The following is a 25,354-nucleotide window of genomic DNA, read 5'->3' as shown; positions in this document are numbered from 1 at the left end:
TAAATTGATAAACTATTGTAACTTACACAAATTAAACTTTATAAACGAGGACTTCTTCGAATTTGCGCTTATATTTATCCCAACTAACCCGAAGTAGTTTTAACGGTTAACCTCCGGAAACAGGTTGCAAAAATCTGGGTATACCATGAATTTTATCGAAAATATTAAAGAAGGTTTACGTTCCATTCAAAGCAATCTGCTTCGGACGGTATTAACGGCTCTTATTGTATCCATTGGTATTATGTCGTTGGTAGGAATATTAACGGCCGTTGATTCCATTAAATATTCTATTGACCAAACTTTTTCTTCGTTAGGCGCCAATTCTTTTGATATTGTGGCCAAAGGGTATACCAATCGTTACCAGCAAAATGGCCGCCAAGGGAAAATTTACCCACCCATCACGTATTTGCAGGCGCGTCGCTACAAAGAAATATCCGGCGAAGAAGCCCGGGTAAGTTTAGCGGCTTTTATTTCGGGGGCTACTATTGTTAAAAACGGGAATATTAAAACGAATCCTAACATAAACGTTACGGCCGGCGATGAAAATTATCTGGTCAACGAAAATTATAACGTACAAACCGGTCGGCCTTTTTCAGCGAGTGAACTGGAAAACGGGGCCAATGTGGCTATTGTAGGTAACGAGATCAACGAAAAATTATTTAAAGGGAAAAGTGCCGTTAGCAAGTCGATTTACATGTTGGGCCGGCGATTTAAAATAGTGGGTCAACTGGAAAAAAGTGGCAACAACATGGGTGGGGGCGGAGCCGATCGCCTGATTATTATTCCTTTAGTAACGGGCAATCAAATGCCCCGGCAAAAAGCGCTTACCTACGAAATAAAAACGGCGATTTTAAAAAAGGAAAATTTGTTTTTTGCCATGTCCGAAGCTACTGGTATTATGCGCAAGGTGCGGCAAGATGCTTTAGGGCAGGAAGATTCTTTTGAAATCAACCGGAGCGATTCCATGTTAAAATCCATGAATGAAATTACTGGTTATTTAAAAGTTGGTGGGTTTTTAGTGGGCTTTATCACCTTACTGGGCGCTTCTATCGGGTTGATGAACATCATGATGGTTTCGGTAACGGAACGCACCCGCGAAATTGGGGTCCGGAAAGCCTTGGGCGCTACGGCCAAGCAAATACGGCAACAATTTTTAATTGAAGCTATTGTAATTTGCTTTTTAGGTGGCATTGCCGGGGTATTATTTGGCGTATTAATGGGTAACGGAGTGGCCTCACTAGTTGGGAATGGTACTTTTATTGTGCCTTGGCTTTGGGTGATGGTAGGCTTACTGGTTTGCGTGGTAGTAGGTTTATTATCGGGTTATTATCCTGCATTTAAAGCTTCTAAACTCGACCCCATTGAATCGCTGCGTTACGAGTAAGCAAGTTTAATTTTCCTTTGAATATTTTTCTTCGTTCTCCTCCATCGTATCCAATACTTTTTCCGGATGAACATCCTGGGCTAATTCCGTGATTTCCGGATCGTGCGCTTCTTCAATATCCATTTTGCGCGCTATTTCGGTAACTAAGGTAATCAATCGCGTAATTTCATGCTCCGCCAGTAAACTTACTTGCAAATCTAAATCGGCGCGTTTATCCGCTAAAGCCGCCATCCGGTTCTGACTAATCAGCACAAACGTAGATAAGAAAATAGCCTCTACCGAGGCAAACATGGCCAATACCACAAAAGAAGGATCAAAAGGTTTAACCGGGAAAATTTTTGCGTTCCAGAGAATCCAGGTGCCGAACAAAAGTAAGTGGATAATAACAAAGGTCATGCTGCCGGTAAAGCGGGTAACGGCATCGGCCATTTTGTCCTGCCACGATTTGTTAGCCGCATCTTTTTGCCGGCGGTCCAGCAAAGCTTTAATATTGCGCTCCACAATTTGCGCCATGCCGGATTTAATTCCTGGTTGATTTTTATCTGAATTCATTAGGTGATATTTCCATTAACTCTTAACCAAATCTTTTACGGCAGTTTTAAAAGTTATTTACCCGGTTAAATACGGATTTCTTCATTTTTTCTATAAATGCTTGTTTAAACTTGAAGTTTTATTTCTTACTTAAATAATTAGTGCTTTGTCCCGTTCAAAAATTGAAAATGATAGATAAGAAATAAAGACTAAAAGATTTGAAAGGCAGACGTTCTTGGAGGATTTAAATAAAGGTAAATTTTAGATTTTTAATCGAAGTACTTCGTCCAAATAAAAATTTAGGCTGAATATTAAATTTAATATTTACCTAAACTTTCGGTGACTAAAACTTAAAAACCCGGCAATATAGATGTATCACCGGGTTTTTAAGTTTTAGTAAGAAAGAAAATTTTAGTTACGCATTATATATATTTTGGTAATACTCATCAGCCATTCTACCCGACTCAAAAGCCGGAATAATTTCGGTCATGCTGTTTTTTACCATTTGGTGCCACTTATCGGGTTGTTCGTAGTACATGGGTAAAATTACATTCTCCAGCATATCCATAATGTTGCCGTGGTCAAATTCATCCATTTCAAATTCACTCAATCCTGGTTCCGCGGCGGGCACAATAAAGCTATTGTGTTCATGTTGAGCAAATTCCGGAATCCAGCCGTCCGGAATAGAAAAATTTAAAGCGCCGTTCATGGCGGCCGTCATGCCGCTGGTACCCGATGCTTCTTTCCGGATGCGAGGGTTATTCAACCATATATCGGCGCCGCCTTTTAATAATTTAGATAATTTAAGTTCGTGGCCCACCATTACCGCACAATTCGGGAATTTTTTCGATTCCTGTACCAACCGGTCGAACGTACCAATGGCGCCATAGTCCATCGGGTAAGGTTTACCCGCCCAGATAATCTGTACCGGATATTTTTCATTGGTAACTAACCTTTCAAAACGGGCTAAGTCGCGCATGAGTAAATCAGCGCGTTTGTAACCGGCAAAGCGGCGGGCCCACACAATGGTTAAAACTTTTTCTTTGTAGATGTCGCCTACCTGGTTCGCTACTTCTTCAAACAATTGTTTTTTTAAGCGTTTTTTACGTTTCAGAAAAGCTTCATCATCGCCGACTTTCAGAGCCTGGTATAAGCGGGCGTCTGCCCAATAGCACCAATTTTGAGCATTAGTAACGTGTAAAATCGGACAAATATCCGGATAAGAATTCCACATCTGGCGGGCTACCTCCCCGTGCATTTTAGATACGCCATTGGCAATTTTCGCCATCCGGAGAGCGACTAAAGTATGATTAAAAATATTACCCCATTCCCCCGATATTTGGCGCACTTCTTCGAGCGGGGTGTTGCAGAAGAAACTCATTTTGTTTAATAAATGAATGTCCGTTTTTTCGTTCCCGGCTTCTTCGGGAGTGTGCGTGGTAAATACTACTCGTTTTTTTACTTCGGCAAGGTTTTTAAATTTATTGTACAGGTAAAAGGCGGCCGGTAAGGGGTGCGCTTCGTTAAAGTGGTATATGTCGGCGTTATATTCCAGTAAGTCTAGTAGTTTAGCCCCACCTACGCCCAGTAAAATGCTGGCGCCCACCTTTCCGGCGGTATCAGCGTTGTATAAATGATGCGAGGTAGTGCGGGCCAGATAATCGTTTTCGGGTAGGTCCGTGGACAAGAAAAACATGGGAACCGTGTCAAAGACTTCCGGCGCCAAGTAATAAGCTGCTACCGTTACCGGTGTGTTATTTATATCAATTTGAAACCGCAGGCCAATATCTTTCACAAAGTAGTAAAGCTTTTCTTGAAAAAGTACGTTCATGGATTGATCGTCTTTCCGGATTTGATCGTAGTAGCCGTATTTCCATAAGATGCCAATACCAACTAAGTTCTGTTTTAATTCATAAGCACTGCGCATGTGCGAACCAGCTAAAAAGCCTAAGCCTCCGGAGTATATTTTTAAAGGCTGATGAATAGCGAACTCCATCGAAAAATAAGCCACCCGGGTTTTATAGGCGTTATCGTAAGTAGGGGATGGCTGTAGGTCAGAGAATTTCATAAATTTCTATTTAGTAATAACTAATTAAGTTGGACAATTTTTTTACCAAAAGGTATTCTAGTGAAAAGATAAATATAGATAAAGTAATTTGATTGCCGCCGCAGTCAGTTAAATATTAATTCCTAAAGTTTCTGATTTTTAGAACGTAAGGACAGGGGCGCGGATCTGGTAGCCAGTTTATTTTTAAACGGGTATGCCGTTTATTCATTTAAATGTTAAGCGTTGAATACACGTCGATTTTTACTTACAACCGGTAAGGTGGCTTAAAAATAAGTGTTTGTTAGAGGTGTTTAGTTAAAATAGATGATTGACAGGTTGTTGGCTAACAAAATTTACTAAACCATAACATTAGGTAAATTATAAACTAAAACCCGATTGTGATTCAAAGGTAAGCCTGGCAGTTATTAAAAATTCGTTTTGCCCGACAACATAATTTGAAGCTTTTCTACTGTACAAATAATAAACTGGTTTAGGTTTTTGCATTTTGCTAAACTAAATATGGATTAATGATGAGCGGAGATGCAATATTCAGTCGATTGCTTTTTTACCTTTAAAGTCTTTGTTACCTTTAAAACCGATAAATCAGTTAACCTTTCATGAAAAAGAGTATTCTTCTTTTTTCTACCGTTTTCTTTCTCTTAACACATACATACGCCCAACAAGGATCTACTCAAACGGCAAGCCTTAGCCCGCTTCAGCTTATTTTTCCAAATCAGCCGGGATGGAATGTAGTAAAAGAAGGCCAAAGTTTACAATTTGAGGTAAAAGCAGTTGGCGGCACCGGTACTCGCTTTCTCTATTCTCTTACTTCAGGTAGGATGGAAGAAATGTATTTTGACACTCTAGGTCATTTTTCCTGGACTCCAAGCTTTGATTTTGTTGATCGCCTGGCCAAGGACCGCACGGTGCAGTTACTTTTTGAGGCAAGAAACGAAAAAGACGAGCGGGTAAAGCAAGTAATTGATTTAAAAGTGGAGCACGTAAACCAGCCTCCCAGTATGGGAGAATTAAAACCTTTTTACGTGAAATACGATGTTACCAACACGTATACAATCGAATCATCCGCTATTAAGGACGGTGATAATGATCCAGTAGTTTTTGTGCCAATAGAAAGTAGTATGCCGGAAGGAGCTAAGTTATCGGCGCAAGGAGAGTTTACCTGGAAACCTTCCACTAACCAGTTTAACAGATTGCGCTCTAATCCTTTAGTTATAGAATTTTACGTAGAAGATCAACCGGGAAAAGCGCGTACGAAAGGTCAGTTCCGGATGGAAGTGACCCAACAAGATTTACCGCCCAGTATTCTGGTAATTCCATCGGAAAAAAGATTTCGGTTTAAAGAAGATGCCACCCTTAACCTAAAACTGCAATTAAATGACCCGAACGGCGAAGGCGATATTACTACCTTTAGTTTCCGTTCCGAGAGCTCCCTGGTACCTAATAGTGCCTTGGTGAAAAACTCTCCTTCGCAATATGAATTTATCTGGCGGCCCGGTTACGATTTTGTGAAAGATCCGCTGGATTCTATTTCTTTTAACCTTACTTTTTTTGCCATTGATAAAGCCAATAAACAGCAGGAACGCACCGTAACTTTTTCTATTTTAAACGCGGTAAACGAAGCAGAAAGTGACCGGAAACTCTATCAGGAATACCGCTCCTCGTTGGTAAGAACCTGGGATTTAATAGAGCAGTTGAAGGTGGCCGAAAACGATTTAAAACGTAAATACAACAAAGCCCGGAAAGGCAAGAAAGCCCGTTCGCTTACCAGTGCTACTTTGGGAGCGGGCACCGGTATTTCGCCTTTAGTAATAGAAGTACCAAATACTACCGAAAAAATTACTACTATTGGCGGTACCCTGGTCATGACCATTGGCACTCTGGAAGCCACCGAAGTAATTGGCCGCTCGACCAAAGACCTGGTAGAACGCCTAAATTATATAATGGAGAAGCGTAATGAGCTGCAAACCAAAGGAGATATTTTTGCCCGAAAATACGGCCTTAAATCTTCGCGAAGACGGCCAGAGTTTATTAACGATCGGGATGAATTGGTAGCCTTACTGAGCTTGCGAGGCTTGGTGGCCTTAGAACTGGATTCCAGCTGGCAAAATAAAAACAAGGCTACCAACGAAAATATTGCTAAAACCTTCAAAGATTTTAACCCGGAATAGTATGTAGGCAGATTACTCAGCTATGTAAAAATGTATTCTATTAATTTTATTACAGATGCTGATATAATAGGTAAAAGCCGCGAATCCATTTGGTTGTTTTAATTACCGGAAAATGATAAAGTACTTTTTTTATTCTGTTTCTTTCCTTTTTACGGGTGTTCTTTCTGCCTGCGATAATTTGCCCGAGTCACCCATTACTAAAACAGCTGAATTTGAACAATCTCCGGAATCACACGCCGTAAAGCCTTTGATAGAAGAAACTTCGGGGATTGCCGATAGTAAAGTTAATCCCGGATACCTGTGGGTCCACGAAGACAGCGGCCGGCCGACGCAATTATTTTTATTAAACCACAATGGAATTGTAGCTAGGCAAATTTACCTAAAAGGAGTGGTAAACCGCGACTGGGAAGATATGGCCCGGTTGGGCAATGAATTGTACATGGGCGATATCGGCGATAATAACAAGGTGTACCCGGAATATGCTTTTTACCACTTTACCGAACCAACTCTTACGGAAGATACTATTCGAAATATAAAAACCATCCGGTTTAAGTACCCGGATGGTTCCCACGATGCGGAAGCTTTTGTGGTTGATCCGGAAACCAAAGACATTTATATAATAACCAAACAAGATAATCCTTCCCGCATTTACAAACTGGCTTTTCCTTATAATTACAACGGAATAAATGCCGTTTCCTTGGAAGGCTCCACCAAGTATACGGGTATTGTGAGCGCGGCTACTTCCGCGGATGGAAAGGAAGTGTTATTAAAAACTTATACCAGCATGTATTATACTAGCCGGGAGGGCAGTGAATCCTTGTTAGATGCACTGCTAAAAGATTTCATCAATATACCATACCAATTAGAGCCACAGGGCGAAGCAGTAACTTTTGCTGCCGATAATTCTGGTTTTTTTACTTTGAGCGAGAAAGGATTTACGCAATCAGTAAACTTAAATTTTTACCGGCGCAAGTAAATCCAATTTTAAAGTGCTCTGCTGAGTTATCCGTAAACTTTTTAAATTGCGGTTTTACTGTTTTAGCCCTTAATTCCGCAATTTTTTATTACTAAATGGATTCATTAAATAAGACCTCAACCGGGTCGCTGCAGTTACATTTAGAACAGGCCACTTTTAATAGGCAAAACCAAATTGTTTTTTCCGGTATATCCTGGCACTTGCAACCCGATGAACAATGGGCTATTTACGGACCGGTAGGTTCCGGAAAAACTACTTTTCTGGCGGCTTTAGCGGGGCAATTGCCTTTACGTTCCGGAAAATTTGAGTTACTAATCCGGCCAACAGCAGAGGCTCCTTTTCAGGTGATAGACCGGTCTGCTTACCGCAGCCAAACCGCTTTAGTTACTTTTCAGCAACAGCATTCCTTTTTTAATTATGGCCGGTCTTTTTACCAGCAACGCTACCAAAGTCTGGAAAACGAAATAGCTATCCCTACTGTTCAAGAGCTATTAACCTCGGCGGCTACCGATAGTTCGCCGGCCGAAATAGAACAAATGGCGAATTTGTTGCAGCTAAAGGAGCTATTGCCGGTTGAACTTATTAAATTATCTAACGGGCAAACCCGTAAATTACAAATAGCCCGCGCTTTACTGCAGAAACCTAAATTACTGATTCTAGATAATCCTTTTTCCGGCTTGGACGCCGAGTCGCGCCAACATTTAAAAGAAATTATCGATGAGTTAATCCAAAAAGGTACGCAGATTTTATTGGCTACCAATCAACCGGATTTGCCCGCAGAAATAACGCATGTTTTGTGGCTGGAAGATTTTAAAATAAAAGGTTTTTTTTCCCGAACTGAATTTTACGAAGTCTTACAGGAGAATGTATCCGCTAATAATGTAACCGAAAACAATTTAGCATCTCTTAACTTCAGTAAATTTCCAAAATCCGGGAAAGATTACCAGGTGGCCGTTCAAATGGACAACGTACGGGTACAATACCAGCAGAAAGTAATTCTGGATGATATTTCCTGGACGGTAAAAAAGGGTGAAAAATGGGCGTTGGTAGGGCCAAATGGTTCGGGTAAAACCACGCTGCTATCTTTAATCTACGCCGATAACCCCCAAGCATTTGCGAATAAAATTATTTTGTTCGACCGACGTAAAGGTTCCGGCGAGAGCATCTGGGATATCAAAAAAAAGATTGGATTTGTATCACCGGAATTGCATTTATATTTCCGGCAACCATTAACCAGCCGGGAAGTAGTCGCCACCGGTTTTACCGATACGCTTGTTCGGACAAGGCCAATAACCGACGAACAATCCCACCTGATTCAGGAACATTTTTCGTTCTTCGACCGCACAGATTTATTACCTAAACCTTTTCTGCAACTTTCGGCGGGTGAACAACGCTTGGTTTTGTTGCTACGGTCACTGGTTAAAAATCCGGAATTAATTATCTGGGACGAACCTTTTCAAGGTTTGAGCCCAGAATATATAGCTCAGATAACTGATTTATTGCGTATGTACTGCGCCAATGCTACAACTTTGATTCTGGTTTCGCATTACGCCCACGAAATCCCTGATTTTGTGCCCAATTACCTGTATCTGGAACAGGGGCGGGTAAAAAGCAGAATTACCAATTAACCTAGGGTCTTCCGCAGCCAAACTAATAAATCTTGATCTACCTCTGCCTGGCAGTCGTCTAAACCACGCCGGCAGCCAGGGTATAATACTAAATCGCTGTCAGTAACTGCCCTACCGAATAAAATAAAACCCACCGGGTTTGCGCAATTTTTTAAATCAACCTTATGGAAGGTAATCCATACTATTAGGTATAATTTTATTTCTTTAGAATCCTTGGCCCACGCGTAAATATCCCGGAAGCAAGTATTCGGCAGAATTTCATCCGCGGAGCCGTGCAAGAGCAGAAAAGGGCGTAGTGCGCTCACCAAATTAGTATGGTATGTTTGGCTGCTAAAGGTGCCGGCGCTAATTACGACCAAACCGCTTTTTCAGAAACTGCTACATGCAGCCGCGCTATAATTTCCCCACGGTTTCTCTGAATGCGCAAAGCCTCCGCACCTTTATCTACACCTTCCGGAATAATAGTCCATAATTCTAAATTATAATCTCCCGACCTCGCCATTTTTCCAACCTCATACTTTAGTTTACCCAAGTTATACTGCTCCTGGAAGTAAAATGATTTTTGAATGATTGGCGAAAGAAAATAGTACCTTGGTTAATACCTAACATATTAGAGAAAGTATTAAACCTAAATCTTTGACGAGAAATGCCATTGTCCAGTCTTCTATTTAACTTAAAAAACTAACACCATCGCGTAGGCAAATAAATTACCTTTCGTTTTTTTTGTTGTTTAAAAATCACTAAACAGAACTTTTGCGTTAAATGGCGGTTATACTTAAGCAAAAAAAGAAAGCAGTTAAGTATAGCTTTATTTTGTTCTTAAAAGTTGAACAGCCTTTAGTATATGGTTGCTCTTTTTAATCTTAGTAGAGAAATTTAGAAAATAATGGAGCCTTTTAGAGAGATCAAAGCCTGGCATCAAAAGCCTCAAAGCTTATTTGTTTGATGGAAAAATTTCTAAAAAATTTCAAAAAGCAGTTTTGTTATACGCTGGTGATTTTATGCTTAGGAATATATAAAAACACCTGGGCACAACAATACTGGGGTATCAAATATTTTGGGCTTAGTCTACATCCGAAAGGAGATCCTAATGCTCCGCTTATGCCGCTTAATCCGGATAAAAAAGGGTATTTGGTTTTTAATTTGGGGGGCATGGTTTCTTATGAGCAATTTTGGAAACCGCAAAAATTTTCGGTTAAAGGGATACAGGCAATTTACACCGATTGTGCCGCGCAGTTAGGTGGTTTTACGCACATCGGACTTAGAGCCATTATTTTCCAAAATAGACGGCATTCACTTAACGGCGGACTTGGACCAACCTTCATCTACCGGCGTAACTGGTACCGATTACCTGATTATCAGGATTCCGGTTTTTTTAATGGCACTACCCAATCTTTTTGGCAATATAAATTTATTCCGTACGCCGGCGAGTTAGAGTATAATTACCAATTAACCGATACCATAGATTTCTCTACCACCTTTGTGCCCGGATACCCGAGCCTGATAAGTTTATCTTTTGGTTTGCGGTTCCGGTTAGATAAGGGTTTTAACAAAAGAGTGATAGAGCCAGAAACTCCTATTTCGAAAATACCTTATTAAAGAAAATGTTTAGTGCTGGAAAACTTCGGCAAATACTTCTTCGGCTTCCATTAAGCCTACTGCATTTACTTTCGTTAAGCGTACTTTCTTAAGTTCGTTTACTAAAATAGGATCGTATTTCGCTTGTACCCGGATGTAATTATCCGTAAATCCTTCCATCAATCCATTGGTGATATCGGCTTCAAAAAGCACGGTAGTTTCATAACCAACGTGTTGCTCGTAGAAGTTACGTTTTTTCTTCTCCGATAAAATGCGAAGCATATTGGCCCGACGATTTCTTTCGGCAAGGGGTACGCTGCCCGGCATTTCAATAGCTTTGGTATTTTGGCGTTCTGAATACGGGAAAACGTGCAGATAGCTAATATCTAATTCGTTCAGGAAAGTATACGTTTGTAGAAAATCTGCTTCGGTTTCGCCGGGAAAACCAACAATTACATCTACGCCAATGCAGCAATGCGGCATTAAGGCTTTAATGGCCGTTACCCGCTCAGCGTATAACTCGCGCAAATAGCGCCGACGCATTAATTTTAAAATTTTATCGGAGCCGGATTGCAGCGGAATATGGAAATGCGGGACAAACTTCTGGGAACTTGCTACAAACCGGATTATTTCGTTCGTTAACAAGTTCGGTTCAATCGAAGAAATTCGAAACCGATCAATGTTGCTTACTTCCTGGTCGAGTTGTTTAATTAAATCAAAAAAAGTTTCCTGACGGCCTACTCCCGGAACAATACCAAAATCGCCCAGGTTTACGCCGGTAAGCACAATTTCTTTCACCCCACTTTGGGCAATTTCGTTGGCCGAAGCTACTACCGAGGCTACAGTATGGCTGCGGCTTTTGCCTCGCGCCAGTGGTATCGTACAAAAAGTGCAAGAATAATCACAACCATCCTGCACTTTTAAGAAAGTACGTGTCCGGTCGCCAAACGAATAGGCATTATGAAAAGTATTAACTTCCGAAATAGCGCTGGCGTGTATCTGAGTTTTTTCTTTCTTTACAAAATCCTCCAGAATATCTACTAACCTGAATTTTTCGGCGGCGCCCAGTACGGCATCTACCCCCGGAATAGTTGCAATTTCCTGTGGTTTTAATTGGGCGTAACAGCCCACTATGGTGATAAAGGCATTCGGCGAATGTTTCAGAGCTTCTTTTACCACTTTCCGGCATTTTTTATCGGCGTTATCGGTTACCGAGCACGTATTAATTACGTAAATATCTGCCTGTTCTTCAAAATTTACTTTTTCAAAACCCCGTTCCTGAAAAATCCGGGAAATAGAAGAAGTTTCCGAAAAATTCAGTTTACAACCCAACGTATAAAAAGCCACCTTTTTCATTGCGCCGCAAAAATAGTAAAAATAGTTGAAAGTTGTTGGTTGTTAGTTGATAGTCCACAATCCATGGTCCACAGACCATAGGTTTTAATTATATAACAGTTTATAGATTTACTGTTTTGTTGCTTTATAAATAAGTGCTCCTTTGTTCTTATGAAAGTTGAAAGATTTACCGTTTCAGAATTGAATGGAATAATAATTTATAATCTAATAAACCAACTGTGGTCTGTGAACTATCAACCAACAATCAACAACTAACAACTATTTATTCAGATAATCTTCAAACGAAAGCTCCATATAGGCTTTTCCGTAATTTAATTGTTGTTTCGGAACGGCAGGGTCGCTGGAAATTACTTGTTTCGAAATATTATCGAAAGTAATGGTACCGGAAGGAGTTACAAAACCAAAGCCATCGTTAAACACATAAAAAGCGAAAGGCTTCACCGCCGGGTTTAAGAGGTCTTTTCCCCATTTAAATGGTTCGGTGGGTAAATGTAATTGGTGGAGCACAGTTGGTACAATATCCGTTTGGGAACCAATTGTATTTACGGGTGGGTACGCTTGCTTTAATGCCCCACCTGTAAGCAAAAACGGTATCCGGAATTTACTGGGTTTAAAATTAGGGTCATCGCCGGGGAACCGGTGCCCGTGATCGGCGGCCATAATAATTAAAGTATTCTTCCACCAAGCTTGTTTCTTAGCTGCCAGGATAAAATTACCGATTGACTGATCGGTATAATACATGGAATTCTTAAACTTGGTGGCTTCGTCGGTACCGGCAAATTTTGCTGGAATAGGCACATCGTAGGGCTCGTGGCTACTAAGAGTAAACAGAGTTGAAAAAAAAGGTTGCTTTTCCGTTTTTAGGTCGGCTAACCAGCGGTTTAATAAAACATGATCGTGCACACCCCATTTGGAATTATAAGTATTCGCCGGAAAATCGAATTTACTTATTAGCCGATCATAGCCGGCATTAAGTAAGTACGATTTTATGTTGGCAAAGGCTAATTCGCCTCCGTAATAATAGCTGGTTTGGTAACCTTGCGATTTTAATATTTGATTTAGGTGCGGAAGATGCTCCGTTTTTCGAGGTAGTTTTATGATGGAAGTGGTAGTTTGTACCGGATAGCCGCTTAGCAAAGCCACTAAGCCTTTTTCGCTACGGTCGCCACCGGCATAAATATTAGTAAAAATTATTCCATCGCGGGCCAGTTGGTCCAGGTGCGGTGTAACCCCGGGTTCTCCTCCTAAACAGCCCACCAATTTGGCGGTATTGCTTTCCAGAATAATAAATAAAATATTAGGGCGGGTAGATTTTAAAATAGAATTACTGCCGTTAGCCGGTAATTCAGGCGAAGTATACAGCGAGTCCACGTATTTTTGCGCCTGTGCCATTGCCATATATTTATACGGATTTTTGGGGGCATAATTTCTTCGGTTTAAAGAGTACAATACATTCCAGGGTAAATTAACAGCAGCGTGATTCGCATATAGTTTATTCGAAAAATAAACGTCGCTTTGGTTAATAGGAATATGCTGGAGCCCGCCGCGCATGGGAATAATAAGAATTACCAAAAAGCAAAAAGCCACAATTTTGCCCCCCATAGTGAAGGTAGTATTTACTTTTTTTTCCAGAACGGGTCTAAAAATTCTTTGGTAAACAAATCCTAAAAAAAGAATCAGGAATAAAAATACTAAGGTTAACAAAAAAACAGGAGCGGCCGAAACAGAGGCTACCATTTCTCGAGGAGTATTTAAATATTGCAGCGGGGTTGCATCGAGCCGGTAGCCCCAGGCATTATACATTTCCAAATCAGCGGTAACTAGTGCGGCAACCACCGGAATTAACAGGAAAGTGTAGCCATTTACCAGGCTGGATAATCGTAAATTCTTTAACAACCCTTCTAGCAGAAAGCAAATAAAAGGAAACGCACACAAGTAAGCCGCAAAAGAGGCATCCATCCGCAACCCATAAAGAAATACCTTAACAATTTCGATATAGGTAAGCCCGTCGGTTTTAGAATAATGGTACCCCAAAAAAAGGGCCTTAATAAGGACTCCTACCAGAAGCCAAAAAAGAAAGTAAACGAGAGGTCGGAGATAAGCTGGTTTCACCCGGCAAATATAATTTTATTTTAAATTTGCAACTTAAAGGGCATTAAAACAGGTTTTAAAATTTGGCCAATAAAAATTAATCATTTTACTCTAAAAAGATGCTTTTTTGAAAAAAACAGTCCGGATTGAAAGGTAGATGTTAGGATATTTTTATAAATTTTAAAAAAATGTTTAAAATTTTAATCTTAGCATTTTGATGAAAAAGATTAATGATTACCTTTGGCTATCTTATTAAATAAACACTTAATCACACTATGGCCGTACTTCGTTTTAAAGCGCTTGAGCTGGTAGACCACCGTAAACCAGTTGATGTACCTCAAACCTCCCAAAAAATATCTGAATACTACGGAAAAAACGTATTTGGCTTAGAGGCTATGCGTACCACCATGTCGGGGGAGTATTTCAAAAAGTTAGTTACTTCTATTAAACATGGTACTAAAGTAGACCGGGCTGTGGCCGATGCAGTGGCTGCTGCAATGAAAACCTGGGCTCTATCGAAAGGTGCTACGCATTATACCCACTGGTTTCAACCTCTAACCGGAGCTACCGCCGAAAAACACGATTCGTTCTTTGATTTGAACGCTGATGGTCAAGCCATCGAAAATTTTAAAGGTTCGGCCCTGGTGCAGCAAGAACCGGATGCTTCTTCTTTCCCGAACGGCGGTATCCGCAATACTTTTGAAGCCCGGGGTTACACCGCCTGGGATCCTACTTCTCCGGCTTTTATCATGGATTCTTACGGTGCTAAAACCTTGTGTATTCCTACTGTTTTTGTAGCTTATACGGGTGAAGCGCTAGATTATAAAACTCCTTTGCTTAAAACTTTATCTTTCCTGGACCGCGCTGCGGTAGAGGTGTGCCAATATTTTGATAAAGATGTAACCCGAGTAACCGCTACTTTAGGTATTGAGCAAGAATACTTTTTGGTGGATAAAGCCCTTTTCGATGCTCGCCCGGATTTAATAATGACGGGTCGTACTTTATTTGGGCATGCTCCGGCGAAAGGGCAGCAATTAGAAGATCATTATTTTGGCTCTATTCCGCCGCGGGTACACGCTTTTATGCTGGATTTTGAGCAAGAAGCTTTAAAATTAGGTATTCCGTTGCGTACCCGCCACAACGAAGTGGCGCCTAATCAATTTGAATGTGCGCCAACTTTCGAAGATGCAAACTTAGCCGTTGACCACAACCAGTTGTTGATGGATTTAATGAATAAAGTAGCGGAACGTCATAATTTTAAAGCTTTATTACACGAAAAACCATTTAAAGGAGTAAATGGCAGCGGTAAGCATAACAACTGGGCCATCTCTACCGATACCGGGGTTAATTTACTAAGCCCGGGCAAACGACCAAAGGAAAACCTTCAATTTTTGGCGTTCTTTGCTTCTACCATTATGGCCGTTTATAAGCACGCCGATTTGTTGCGGGCCTCTATTGCGTCGGCTAATAACGATCACCGTTTAGGAGCTAACGAAGCCCCGCCCGCTATTATGTCGGTATTTATAGGTTCGCAGCTCGATGCCGTTCTAAACGAATTGGAAAACAATTCTCAGATTGCGATTGATAAAGGAGATAATCTGTATTTAAAATTAGGTATCGATAAAATTCCGGAAATTTTATTGGATAACACTGACCGTAACCGTACTTCTCCGTTTGCCTTTACCGGTAATAAATTTGAATTCCGGGCAGTAGGTTCTTCCGCCAACAGTTCTTCGGCCATGACCATCCTCAACGCCATTGTGGCCGATCAGTTAATCGACTTTAAGCAAAAAGTGGACGTTTTAATTGATAAAGGCAAGAAGAAAGAAGTAGCGATTGTAGAAATTATCCGCGAATACATTAAAGCTTCCAAGGCGATCCGTTTCGAAGGCAATGGTTACTCCCAAGAATGGGAAGACGAAGCAGCTAGCCGGGGTTTGTCTAACGTACGTACTACTCCGCAAGCCTTAGATTTCTTAGTAAGCTCCACCTCAGAAGACTTATTCATTCGTAATAGTATTTTCTCGAAAGTAGAATTACATGCCCGGCACGAAATTCTACTCGAAGAATACACGAAGAAAATTCAAATTGAATCCCGCGTTTTAGGTGATTTAGCCAATAATCACGTTATTCCTACGGCCATAGCCTACCAGAATAAATTAATTCATAACATTAAAGGTTTGCGCGAGTTAGGTCTGGATCAAGGTGAATACACCGAAGAAACTATTGAGTCGATCAAGTTTATTTCTAAACACGTAAACATTATTAAGCGCAACGTGGAAGAAATGATTGAAGCCCGTAAAGTAGCTAATAAGATTGAAGATGCCCGGGAACGCGCCATCAATTACTGCGATGTAGTTCGTCCGTACTTCGATGTTATTCGTTATAGCGTAGATAAATTAGAATTAATGGTAGATGACGAAGATTGGCCTTTAGTTAAATACCGCGAAATGTTATTTAGACACTAATATTATAAATTGTTATTAATAAAAAAGGCGCTCTATTTAGAGTGCCTTTTTTATTGTTGAGGGAATGGTTAAAAAATTTAAATTATGCGGCAGCCGAATCTGGATCTTGCCGGCGAAACATAGTTTTTAGTGCCGATAAGTCTGGTAGCTGGTCCCGGGCATCCAGCCGAGCAATTAAATTCTGCACATTGACATTCTTCATTGCCTTCTTTGTTAATCCTTTGAGTAAAATTGGTACTATTAAAGTGGCAATACTCACGGCTAACCCACCCGGTATACCTAATCGAAGAATTAACCGCCCGGCTACTCTCTGGATGATTTTATCAAACAAAATATTTTTACCGTGTTGAATGGATTGATTAAGGAGAAACTGCAAAACCGGTTTGTTCTGACCCTTTTTTACTTCGGTGTGTAATTCTTCTTTAATTACATTTCTGGTTAATGATATTACATCCAAAATTTGCTGTCCTTTAATGCCAAAGGCGGCAGCCTGCCGGAATACTTTCCCTCGCCAATCGCTGTGTATATTTAATGGTGACATACTATCTATGTTAATTGTTTGTCTATACTAATATTATATAGAGCTGAGTACTATTTTTATTATACCCTATATATAACGGAAATTATGGCTATTCGGTATTCCTTTTAAAGCAAAACAATCTTTGGATAATGGTGTTTTCATTATAACCTAGTAATTTTACCGGGCCGGACACTAACCCCCCGACTTGTTTGTTGTAGAAAGTAACAACAACTGTTTAGTATGAATGTAATGTATTGCCGTAGCCTGACTGAATACCTGCGCCGCCAAACGCGCGAAGTGTATATTGGTGATTTACCACTAGGAGGAAATAATCCCATTCGGGTGCAATCCATGACCACCGTGGATACCATGGATACTCTTGGTTCAGTGGAACAAACCATTCGGATGGTAGATGCGGGCTGCGAATACGTGCGTATTACTGCTCCCAGCGTAAAAGAAGCCGAAAATCTAAGAAATATAAAAGCGGAACTTCGCCGTCGGGGTTATCAGGTTCCCTTAATCGCCGACATTCATTTTACCCCTAATGCTGCCGAATTGGCGGCCCGGATTGTAGAAAAAGTTCGTATTAACCCAGGTAATTACGCCGACAAAAAGAAATTTGAAGTAATTGATTATACGGACAGCACCTACCAGGCAGAACTGGACCGTATCCGGGAGCGTTTTATTCCTTTAGTTAAAATATGTAAAGAATACGGCACGGCAATGCGCATCGGAACTAATCACGGTTCACTGTCCGACCGTATTCTGAGTCGTTACGGAGATACGCCGCTAGGAATGGTAGAAAGCGCATTAGAATTTTTGCGCATCTGCGAAGACCTGAACTATTACGATATTGTTCTTTCCATGAAGGCTAGTAACACGCAGGTAATGGTGCAGGCCTACCGGTTATTGGCGCAAAAATTAGAAGAAGAAGGATTACAACCTTACCCTTTTCATTTAGGCGTAACCGAAGCCGGCGAGGGCGAAGACGGAAGAATTAAATCTGCGGTAGGTATAGGTACTTTACTGGAAGATGGTATTGGCGATACGGTACGCGTTTCTTTAACCGAGGCGCCGGAATATGAAGCACCCGTTGCTCTTATGCTTATTGATCGTTATACGCACCGGGCTGGGCACAAATCTATAAAACCAATTTGTAATGTACCTATCAACCCTTTTCAATATTTCCGGCGGGAAACCCAGGAAGTAAGTAATATAGGAGCTCAAAATGTACCGCGCGTAATTGCCGATTTAAGTCGGTTAAGCCAAATACAGTATGCGGATTTAAAATGTGTGGGGCATTTATACTCCATGCTACTGGATAAATTTAATATGAACGACTTAGGGGCGGATTATATTTACACCGGCTCGCAGCCTATTTCGTTTATGTTGCCTAACGGTTTAAAAGAGATAGTAGATTATCCGGCTTGGTTAAATTCCGAAAACCGCACGGAACGATATCCGCTGCTTACTCCCGAAGAATATTTAAGCTCTGCGGAGAAACATGCCGAAGTAAACTTTCTCAGTATAACTATTGAGGATTTAAGTGATACTATTATTCAAAGTTTAAAGACGGATTACTCGGTGGTATTAATCGCGCAAACGGCTAACGAGCATGCCATGGCCGAATTACGTAAATGTTTTTTCCGGTTAATGAATAAGGGAGTAAAGAACCCGGTAATTATTAAAAGAAGTTACCCGGATATATCGGCAGAACAAACCCAGCTATATGCTTCCACGGATATTGGGGGGCTGCTGATAGATGGTTTAGGAGATGGTGTTTATTTAAGCACTCAAGATTTAGCGAATAGAGCAAAATTAGCTTGGCTGGAGCAAATTGATCAGTTAAACCGTTTATCTTTCGGTATTTTGCAAGCTGCTCGTACCCGCATGAGTAAGACAGAATATATTTCGTGTCCGAGTTGTGGCCGTACCTTATTTGATCTTCAGGAAACTACCGCTATGATTCGGAAGCGGACCGATCATTTAAAAGGAGTAAAAATTGGTATAATGGGTTGTATTGTAAATGGTCCCGGCGAAATGGCGGATGCGGATTATGGTTATGTGGGAGTAGGAAAAGGGAAAATTGCTTTATACCGCGGGCAAAGTGTAATTAAAAAATCGGTACCGGAAGAAGCGGCCGTAGAGGAATTAATTAATTTAATAAAAGAAGATAATCGTTGGGTAGAACCAGTTGTACCCGAGCTTAGTCACGTTTAAATTTGTAAAGTTTTATTTCATCTGAAACTTTAATCTATGCAACCAGCTATTCGGTAGCAACAACGCCGTTCTAGTTTACAAAAGGCTTTTGAGTAATTGCAAAAAGCAGTGGCGCTAAAAAGCTATTCTGATTTAGAACGCGAAGGACTTATTCAGCGCATTGAGTATACTTATGAATTAAGTTGGAAAACGCTGCAGGATTTACTCGAATATAAAGGTTACTCTGATGTAAAAGGGCTACGTCCGGTAATTGAACAAGTTTTTAAAGATGGATATATTACAGATGGTGTAACTTGGATAGCGATAAAAAAAGCCGGGAAGCAACTTCACATACCTATGATAAGGATATAGCAGAAGAGATTGCAGAAGCAATTACAAGTAGATACTTTGAAGTTTTTCAAGAGCTTTTAATTAAACTGTAAGAAGAAAGCAACGGAAAACAATCTCCCTTATTCTGATGACTATGACTTACGGATTGAAACCAAATCAAATTAGCTCCATTCAGGGTATATTTGCTGCTGCTTCTGCCGTGAATCAAGCTATACTATTTGGCTCGCGAGCGAAAGGAAATTATAAGCCTGGTTCCGATATTGACATTGCCTTAATGGGCAAAGATTTAAACTTTGATTATTTATTAATGCTATTCCATCAATTAGAAGATTTAAATTTGCCTAATACCTTCGATTTAGTTATTTACGATAAGATTAAAGAGCCTGAATTAGTTAATCACATCAACCGAGTAGGAGTACCAATTTTTTCCCGAAAATAATAAGGCAAAAAGTACTTTATACTAAATTCTTTTTGCCTATAATTTGTTTATAAGTAGAGTATTTACCTGTACCTTTAAAATTTTTATACAATGGGATTATTTGATTTTTCGGAAGTAGCTACTTATTTTTTTCGCAAAAAAGATCCGAATCGTAAATCTAATTTCAACCTGCGGACCATGCATTTCATTAATAAATTATCTATGAGCATGTTTCTGGCTGGTTTAATTTACATGGCATTCAAATATTTGTTTTAATGAACATCGAAGATTTTCGGGAATATTGCCTTTCCAAAGCTGGTGTTACTGAAGAGCTTCCATTTGGAGACAATACGTTGGTATTTAAAGTAGGGGGTAAAATTTTTGCTCTTACCGATATTAATGAGTTTGCCAGCATTAACCTGAAGTGTGATCCTTTAAAAGCAGTTGAACTTCGGGAACAATTTGATGAGGTAAAGCCCGGTTACCACATGGATAAAAAGCATTGGAACACTATTAGTACTAAGGGCAGCTTGCCCGATTTAGTATTAAAAGAATGGATCGACCAATCTTACCTGCTTGTTTACGCGAAACTTACCCGGGCCCTAAAATTAAATATCAATATTCAAGATGAGCCGCCAATTGGCTTTCTTTCCTAAATTAAAGAGCATAAATAGGGTAATTCTTTATTACTACTTTGCTTTTTTTTTAATTTCACTCATTTAATAAAATAGCGTAAAAGCTATAAATTTTGTGAGATTTAACGTGCTTCCTTAGAGGATGCTTCTAAAATGGTTTATATAAAAATTTAAAATTCTAAAAATCTATTTCTTAGAAAATCATAAAAGTCAAATGTTTAAATTTAAAGGTAATAAGGAGAAGCAATACAATATAAGTACAATTGTTTTCTTCGTACTAACTTTTAAATTGCTCTAACCACTCTAAGGCACTTTCGCGATCTGTAAATAAACGAGTAGGATTTTTCGGCTTGTTAACCATTATATAAAAGTTGGCCATCATTTTAAGCATGGGAGAGTTTACCACCATGGCACTGGCTAAAACTAAATTATTACCCTCATTCGCCATAAAATCGCGGGCATCTTTAGTAGTTTCTTTTACTTGCGTTATATCAAACAAGCAAGGGTAAGCGGTATTCTCAAAAAATTGCAAGCGGTCTCGCACAGTCGCTTCCGCCACATTTATATCCATAATATCCATCGCTTTAAAATAGCATTGAAAGATGCCTTCTTGAATATACATATTAACATATTTGGTTTCTTGCTTCTTGGTTCTACTACCTTCTTGGAATTGTGCCATTTAAATTGAATATAAAGTGCAATATTAGTGTTGTCCAATTTTATGATACAAAAATTAGGAAAATCAACTCTACAAAATTAAAGATTAAATGGCAAAGATTAGACACAATAATATTTTAGATACTGTAGATTCTGTTTTGTCAGTGTCCAAAAAGAAAGGAATTATTCACCTGCACGCGCAAGATCATTCTTTAAACGGACAGTCTCTAACCTTAAATGGTCATCAAGTTCTTCATTTTGGTACGTGCGGCTATCTGGGATTAGAACATCATCCTGAAATTAAAGCAAGTGCCATTGATGCCATTCAGCGTTTCGGAACTCAGTTTCCCATGTCGCGCACGTATATTTCCAATCCTTTATACAGCGAACTGGAAAGTATGATTCAAAAAATGTACAATGCTCCGGTTGTTATTTCTAAAAATTGTACCCTTTCGCATTTAACTACTATCCCTAGCATTATACGTTCCAATGATTTAGTAATTCTGGATCACCAGGTACACGCTAGTGTGCAGGAAGCGGTAAAAAAATTATTAAGCCAAGGAGTAGCCGTAGAAATGATCCGGCATAATAATCTGGAAATGCTCGAAGACCGGATTAAAAAGCAACGAAATAAATATGATAAAATCTGGTACATGGCCGATGGGGTTTACTCCATGTACGGAGACTACGCTCCTGTGAAAGAGCTGATTGCTTTAGCCGAGAAGTACGAACCACTATATTTATACGTAGATGATGCGCATGGTATGAGCTGGGCCGGCAAACACGGTACCGGTTATGTTATGAGCCAAATGCCCGAAGGATTGTACCGTAAAATGATTCTTACCGCTAATCTTGGTAAAGGATTTGGAGCCTGTGGTGGTTTATCGCTTTTCCCGAACGAAGAATGGTACAATAAAGTGAATAACTTTGGGGGGCCACTTACTTTTTCCGTGCAAATAGAACCGGCTACTTTGGGTGCTGCTATTGCCTCTGCCCGCATCCATTTAAGTAATGAGATTTATGAATACCAAGAAGAATTACAGCAAAAAATAACTTATTTTAATACCTTACTGAAACAAACAAACCTGCCTTTAGTTCACGAGAACAATAGTCCGATATTCTTTATTGGCACGGGAACCATGGAAATGGGTAATTACCTGGTTCATGAATTGTTAAACGATGGTATTTACGTTAATCTGGCCACCTTCCCGGCTGTTCCGGCAAAGAATATTGGTATCCGGATTACCATTTCCCTCAACAATTCACTGGAGCATATTGAGATATTGGTAGATAAACTGAAACATCATTTCACTAGAGCCTTAAAGGAAACCAACCAGACCGATGAGAAAATCCGGAAAGCTTTTAAAATGGCTCCTTCAACGCACGTTTCAACTTCTACTACTCTTAAGCTGGTTATTGAAAATCAGCTTAACATTAAGCGCTATTCCTCCATCGAAAAAATTGATCCTGCTATTTGGAATAAATACTTAGGAAATACCGGCATGATTGATTGGAATGGGTTGAAATTTTTAGAAACCACTTTCCGCAACAACGAAGAACCAGAAAACAATTGGGATTTTAAATATTATGTAGTAGAAGACAACCAAGGTAAAATTGTTTTAATTACATTTTTAGTGGTGGGTCTGCACAAAGAAGATATGTTCTCTCAAAGTTCCGTATCTAAGGTAATAGAGAAAGAAAGAGAACTCAATCCTTATTATCTAACCTCAACGGGTATTATTATGGGTAGCTTGTTCACAGAAGGCGAACATATTTACCTGGATAGAGAAAGTCCTTATTGGAAAAAAGCGTTCAAAGCCGTAATGGATGAACTCTTTAAGGAGCAAGAAAATGTTAATGCGAGTAATATAATCTTACGGGATTTTGCTGCCAATGACACCGAAATGGACGAATTTATGGTTGGTCAAGGCTTCGTGAAAGTAGATATGCCGGAATCGTGTGTGCTGGAGAATTTAAACTGGGCCTCTGAAGAAGGTTACTTAGAAAGCATTTCTCGGAAAAGTAGAAGGCATTTTGCCCAAAAAATTAAAAGAAATGAGCATTTCTTTGAGGTTAAAGTTAAAAACCAGTTGCCAGTTGAGGAACTAGAATATGCGATAACCTTGTTTAAAAACGTAAAAGATAATAATGTTGCCATAAATAACTTTCTTTTTCCGGATAAACTTTTTTACGAGATGAACGCTGATCCGGCATGGGAATTTGTGGTATTATACCTGAAAGAAGAACACTCGCATAACAAAAAACCGGTTTCTGTGTGCTTTTGCCATAAAAACAACGCGGAAATCTACAGTCCTATGTTAATTGGTATGGATTATGATTATTTAATAGAGTACGGCATTTACCGCCAAACTCTTTATCAGGTAATTAAAAGAGCCAATGCTCTAGGTTGCCAAAAAATAAATTTTGGCATATCAGCCACTATCGAAAAGAAAAGAGTAGGAGCTACTTTATACCCTAAAGTAGGTTATTACCAGGCCAAAGACAACTATGCAATGGAGTTAATAGAAGCTACCATTGCTGTTGAAAAAGATTGAATTACAGTTTAAAATCAATTACGTGAAAGTTCTGAACGATAGAATTGAGGAAATAACTACCCTGATTGCGGAAGTAGCAAACGGAAATTTTGATTACAAAATGGATGCTTCCGAAACCGGCGATGAATTAGATGCTGTTATTGCTGGGGTAAGTATGCTAGGACAGGAGCTTAAAAACTCTACTGTTTCCCGAGATTTTATGCAGAGCATTTATCAGGGAGTAGTAGATATGCTCCTGATTCTGAACACGGATTTCACCATTCGGAATGTAAACGAAGCGGTAGAGGAATTACTTGGTTATAGCGAAGCAGAATTAACAGGAATTCCTTTTTCTTCATTTGTTCAGCACAGCGATAATTCCTCTTTGCCCGTTTTAATGGAAAAGTTTAAACATCAGGGTAAGGTTTTAAATGAGGAATTAATGTTTACCACGAAGCAGGATATTAAGATTCCTGCTTCCTGTTCTTTCTCCTTTTTAAAGAATAATGCTAAAGAAGTAGAAGGTATTTTAATTATTGCCAAAGATATCTCCAAGCTTAAGCAAACCGAAAAAGAGTTAATCGAAGCAAAAAATAAAGCGGAAGCAGCGAACGAGGCTAAAAGCAATTTCTTGTCGACCATGAGTCACGAAATTCGGACGCCTATGAATGCTGTTATTGGTTTTACCAGTTTATTGCTCAACAACGATCCCCGGCCAGATCAGCAGGAATATTTAAAAGTACTCAAGTTTTCGGCGGATAACTTACTAACGTTAATAAATGATATTTTAGACTTTAGTAAAATAGAAGCCGGAAAAATCGAATTTGAGAAAATTGACTTTGACCTAAAAAAACTTATTACCAAGATTAGCGGTCCACTTCAGCAAATAGCCATTGAAAAAGGTTTACAACTAAAGTTATTGTTAGATCAGGACTTACCTTCTTCCTTAGTGGGAGACCCGGTCCGGTTGAGCCAGATTTTAACCAACCTCATCAGCAATGCGGTAAAGTTTACAAAAACAGGTCGTGTTACTATTTCGGCGGCGGTTAAGGACCAAAATGAAACGCATACTACCATTGATTTTCGGGTTAACGATACGGGGATCGGTATTCCAGCGGATAAACTGGATCTTATTTTTGAAAGTTTTACGCAAGCTAAATCCGATACCACCCGTGAATTTGGTGGCTCTGGTTTAGGGCTTACGATTATCAAGCACTTGCTTAAATTACAAGGCAGCGAAATTTTTGTAGAAAGTCAGGTAGGCAAAGGATCTACTTTTTACTTTAGCTTAACCTTCGAAAACAGTAACCAACAACTTTCTCCGGACTCTAAGGAACTCCTAGTTTCTGCTCCAAAAAGTTTAAAAGGAATCCGGCTCTTAATTGCGGAAGATAATCAGATTAATATTTTTCTGGTAAAACAATTTTTAAACCAATGGGAAATTGAGTTTGATATTGCGGAAAACGGGTTAATTGCATTGGATCTTGTAAAGAGCAAAGATTATAACCTAGTTTTGATGGACTTGCAAATGCCGGAACAAGATGGTTACGATACAACTTTAGCGATACGGCGGTTAGAAGGGGAGAAGTACCAAAAATTGCCAATTATTGCTTTAACCGCTTCGGCTATGTTAGATATCCAGGACAGAGCTTTCCAAGTGGGCATGAATGATTATTTAAGTAAGCCTTTTAACCCGGATGAGTTATACAAACGTATTGTTAAATATAGTTTTCCGGTATAATTAAAATTAAACACCTTAAAAGAGGCCGGTAAGTAACTATAACTTACCGGC

General features: G+C 39.7%; 20 protein-coding genes and 1 pseudogene. 13 read left to right on the top strand and 8 right to left on the bottom strand.

Annotated elements, in window-relative coordinates; all coding sequences use genetic code 11:
* Positions 1-145 precede the first annotated feature (145 nt).
* Positions 146-1,384: an ABC transporter permease gene (locus AHMF7605_RS06230; protein WP_106927500.1), complete on the top strand. Its 1,239-nt coding sequence runs from the start codon at positions 146-148 to the stop codon at positions 1,382-1,384.
* Between the two features lie 6 nt (positions 1,385-1,390).
* Here AHMF7605_RS06230 and AHMF7605_RS06225 read toward each other — a convergent pair whose 3' ends face one another.
* On the bottom strand, positions 1,391-1,936 hold the full coding sequence (locus tag AHMF7605_RS06225; protein ID WP_106927498.1) for a DUF1003 domain-containing protein: 546 nt from the start codon (positions 1,934-1,936) through the stop codon (positions 1,391-1,393).
* 394 nt (positions 1,937-2,330) lie between these two features.
* Positions 2,331-3,983 carry an alpha-glucan family phosphorylase gene (gene glgP, locus AHMF7605_RS06220; protein ID WP_106927496.1) on the bottom strand — a complete coding sequence of 551 codons (1,653 nt, stop codon included), beginning with the start codon at positions 3,981-3,983 and terminating at the stop codon, positions 2,331-2,333.
* Between the two features lie 596 nt (positions 3,984-4,579).
* On the opposite strand from glgP, the gene AHMF7605_RS06215 reads away from it, so the two are divergent.
* From AHMF7605_RS06215 to AHMF7605_RS06205, 3 genes are all read left to right on the top strand, one after another.
* Complete coding sequence (locus tag AHMF7605_RS06215) at positions 4,580-6,151, top strand: hypothetical protein (protein WP_106927494.1); 1,572 nt, start codon at positions 4,580-4,582, stop codon at positions 6,149-6,151.
* Positions 6,152-6,263: 112 nt separating this feature from the next.
* Complete coding sequence (locus AHMF7605_RS06210) at positions 6,264-7,127, top strand: hypothetical protein (RefSeq protein WP_106927492.1); 864 nt, start codon at positions 6,264-6,266, stop codon at positions 7,125-7,127.
* A 95-nt stretch (positions 7,128-7,222) separates the two neighbouring features.
* Positions 7,223-8,755 (top strand): ATP-binding cassette domain-containing protein, encoded by a 1,533-nt coding sequence (locus tag AHMF7605_RS06205; protein WP_106927490.1) that lies wholly within the window; start codon positions 7,223-7,225, stop codon positions 8,753-8,755.
* Here AHMF7605_RS06205 and AHMF7605_RS06200 read toward each other — a convergent pair.
* Together AHMF7605_RS06200 and AHMF7605_RS29630 are read right to left on the bottom strand one after the other, a co-directional pair.
* Complete coding sequence (locus tag AHMF7605_RS06200; RefSeq protein WP_146153525.1) at positions 8,752-9,060, bottom strand: hypothetical protein; 309 nt, start codon at positions 9,058-9,060, stop codon at positions 8,752-8,754. The two genes, AHMF7605_RS06205 and AHMF7605_RS06200, sit on opposite strands and share 4 nt — an antisense overlap.
* Before the next feature lie 44 nt (positions 9,061-9,104).
* Positions 9,105-9,257, bottom strand: coding sequence for a hypothetical protein (locus AHMF7605_RS29630; RefSeq protein ID WP_158267457.1), 153 nt, complete (start codon positions 9,255-9,257; stop codon positions 9,105-9,107).
* A 443-nt stretch (positions 9,258-9,700) separates the two neighbouring features.
* On the opposite strand from AHMF7605_RS29630, the gene AHMF7605_RS06195 reads away from it, so the two are divergent.
* Positions 9,701-10,354, top strand: coding sequence for a hypothetical protein (locus AHMF7605_RS06195; protein WP_106927486.1), 654 nt, complete (start codon positions 9,701-9,703; stop codon positions 10,352-10,354).
* Between the two features lie 9 nt (positions 10,355-10,363).
* Here the strand turns inward: AHMF7605_RS06195 and mtaB are convergent, their stop codons facing one another.
* Positions 10,364-11,689 carry a tRNA (N(6)-L-threonylcarbamoyladenosine(37)-C(2))-methylthiotransferase MtaB gene (gene mtaB, locus AHMF7605_RS06190; protein ID WP_106927484.1) on the bottom strand — a complete coding sequence of 442 codons (1,326 nt, stop codon included), beginning with the start codon at positions 11,687-11,689 and terminating at the stop codon, positions 10,364-10,366.
* Positions 11,690-11,947: 258 nt separating this feature from the next.
* Positions 11,948-13,723 (bottom strand): LTA synthase family protein, encoded by a 1,776-nt coding sequence (locus AHMF7605_RS06185; RefSeq protein ID WP_146153524.1) that lies wholly within the window; start codon positions 13,721-13,723, stop codon positions 11,948-11,950.
* A gap of 332 nt (positions 13,724-14,055) precedes the next feature.
* Between AHMF7605_RS06185 and AHMF7605_RS06180 the strand changes: the two genes are divergently transcribed.
* A complete protein-coding gene (locus tag AHMF7605_RS06180) occupies positions 14,056-16,248 on the top strand; it encodes a glutamine synthetase III family protein (protein ID WP_106927480.1) in 2,193 nt (730 codons plus the stop codon).
* 82 nt (positions 16,249-16,330) lie between these two features.
* On the opposite strand, the gene AHMF7605_RS06175 is transcribed toward AHMF7605_RS06180, so the two are convergent.
* On the bottom strand, positions 16,331-16,789 hold the full coding sequence (locus tag AHMF7605_RS06175; protein WP_106927478.1) for a hypothetical protein: 459 nt from the start codon (positions 16,787-16,789) through the stop codon (positions 16,331-16,333).
* A gap of 219 nt (positions 16,790-17,008) precedes the next feature.
* On the opposite strand from AHMF7605_RS06175, the gene ispG reads away from it, so the two are divergent.
* From ispG to AHMF7605_RS06150, 5 genes and pseudogenes are all read left to right on the top strand, one after another.
* Positions 17,009-18,988 carry a (E)-4-hydroxy-3-methylbut-2-enyl-diphosphate synthase gene (gene ispG / locus AHMF7605_RS06170; protein WP_106927476.1) on the top strand — a complete coding sequence of 660 codons (1,980 nt, stop codon included), beginning with the start codon at positions 17,009-17,011 and terminating at the stop codon, positions 18,986-18,988.
* A 108-nt stretch (positions 18,989-19,096) separates the two neighbouring features.
* Positions 19,097-19,410: pseudogene (locus tag AHMF7605_RS30120) on the top strand (HI0074 family nucleotidyltransferase substrate-binding subunit).
* A gap of 41 nt (positions 19,411-19,451) precedes the next feature.
* Positions 19,452-19,757 (top strand): nucleotidyltransferase domain-containing protein, encoded by a 306-nt coding sequence (locus AHMF7605_RS06155; protein WP_106927470.1) that lies wholly within the window; start codon positions 19,452-19,454, stop codon positions 19,755-19,757.
* Between the two features lie 90 nt (positions 19,758-19,847).
* On the top strand, positions 19,848-20,012 hold the full coding sequence (locus tag AHMF7605_RS30110) for a DUF6728 family protein (RefSeq protein WP_199200201.1): 165 nt from the start codon (positions 19,848-19,850) through the stop codon (positions 20,010-20,012).
* Entirely contained in the window at positions 20,012-20,392 is a 381-nt protein-coding gene (locus AHMF7605_RS06150) for an MmcQ/YjbR family DNA-binding protein (protein ID WP_106927468.1), read from the top strand. Before AHMF7605_RS30110 ends, AHMF7605_RS06150 begins: the two co-directional genes overlap by 1 nt.
* Positions 20,393-20,648: 256 nt before the next feature.
* On the opposite strand, the gene AHMF7605_RS06145 is transcribed toward AHMF7605_RS06150, so the two are convergent.
* Positions 20,649-21,050, bottom strand: a complete 402-nt coding sequence (locus AHMF7605_RS06145; RefSeq protein ID WP_106927466.1) for a DUF7793 family protein — start codon at positions 21,048-21,050, stop codon at positions 20,649-20,651.
* Positions 21,051-21,138: 88 nt separating this feature from the next.
* On the opposite strand from AHMF7605_RS06145, the gene AHMF7605_RS06140 reads away from it, so the two are divergent.
* Positions 21,139-23,583: a GNAT family N-acetyltransferase gene (locus tag AHMF7605_RS06140; protein ID WP_106927464.1), complete on the top strand. Its 2,445-nt coding sequence runs from the start codon at positions 21,139-21,141 to the stop codon at positions 23,581-23,583.
* Positions 23,570-25,303: a PAS domain-containing hybrid sensor histidine kinase/response regulator gene (locus AHMF7605_RS06135; protein WP_106927462.1), complete on the top strand. Its 1,734-nt coding sequence runs from the start codon at positions 23,570-23,572 to the stop codon at positions 25,301-25,303. Before AHMF7605_RS06140 ends, AHMF7605_RS06135 begins: the two co-directional genes overlap by 14 nt.
* Positions 25,304-25,354: the final 51 nt, after the last annotated feature.

This window comes from Adhaeribacter arboris, from assembly GCF_003023845.1.
Classification (GTDB): domain Bacteria; phylum Bacteroidota; class Bacteroidia; order Cytophagales; family Hymenobacteraceae; genus Adhaeribacter; species Adhaeribacter arboris.
This window is presented reverse-complemented; position numbering and strand designations above follow the sequence as displayed.

Bases quoted from the DNA above. Each gene is read 5' to 3' on its own strand.
- AHMF7605_RS06230 (WP_106927500.1), top strand. From the start codon at position 146: ATGAATTTTATCGAAAATATTAAAGAAGGTTTACGTTCCATTCAAAGC.
- AHMF7605_RS06225 (WP_106927498.1), bottom strand. From the start codon at position 1,936: ATGAATTCAGATAAAAATCAACCAGGAATTAAATCCGGCATGGCGCAA.
- glgP (WP_106927496.1), bottom strand. From the start codon at position 3,983: ATGAAATTCTCTGACCTACAGCCATCCCCTACTTACGATAACGCCTAT.
- AHMF7605_RS06215 (WP_106927494.1), top strand. From the start codon at position 4,580: ATGAAAAAGAGTATTCTTCTTTTTTCTACCGTTTTCTTTCTCTTAACA.
- AHMF7605_RS06210 (WP_106927492.1), top strand. From the start codon at position 6,264: ATGATAAAGTACTTTTTTTATTCTGTTTCTTTCCTTTTTACGGGTGTT.
- AHMF7605_RS06205 (WP_106927490.1), top strand. From the start codon at position 7,223: ATGGATTCATTAAATAAGACCTCAACCGGGTCGCTGCAGTTACATTTA.
- AHMF7605_RS29630 (WP_158267457.1), bottom strand. From the start codon at position 9,257: ATGGCGAGGTCGGGAGATTATAATTTAGAATTATGGACTATTATTCCG.
- AHMF7605_RS06195 (WP_106927486.1), top strand. From the start codon at position 9,701: ATGGAAAAATTTCTAAAAAATTTCAAAAAGCAGTTTTGTTATACGCTG.
- mtaB (WP_106927484.1), bottom strand. From the start codon at position 11,689: ATGAAAAAGGTGGCTTTTTATACGTTGGGTTGTAAACTGAATTTTTCG.
- AHMF7605_RS06180 (WP_106927480.1), top strand. From the start codon at position 14,056: ATGGCCGTACTTCGTTTTAAAGCGCTTGAGCTGGTAGACCACCGTAAA.
- AHMF7605_RS06175 (WP_106927478.1), bottom strand. From the start codon at position 16,789: ATGTCACCATTAAATATACACAGCGATTGGCGAGGGAAAGTATTCCGG.
- ispG (WP_106927476.1), top strand. From the start codon at position 17,009: ATGAATGTAATGTATTGCCGTAGCCTGACTGAATACCTGCGCCGCCAA.
- AHMF7605_RS06155 (WP_106927470.1), top strand. From the start codon at position 19,452: ATGACTTACGGATTGAAACCAAATCAAATTAGCTCCATTCAGGGTATA.
- AHMF7605_RS30110 (WP_199200201.1), top strand. From the start codon at position 19,848: ATGGGATTATTTGATTTTTCGGAAGTAGCTACTTATTTTTTTCGCAAA.
- AHMF7605_RS06150 (WP_106927468.1), top strand. From the start codon at position 20,012: ATGAACATCGAAGATTTTCGGGAATATTGCCTTTCCAAAGCTGGTGTT.
- AHMF7605_RS06145 (WP_106927466.1), bottom strand. From the start codon at position 21,050: ATGGCACAATTCCAAGAAGGTAGTAGAACCAAGAAGCAAGAAACCAAA.
- AHMF7605_RS06140 (WP_106927464.1), top strand. From the start codon at position 21,139: ATGGCAAAGATTAGACACAATAATATTTTAGATACTGTAGATTCTGTT.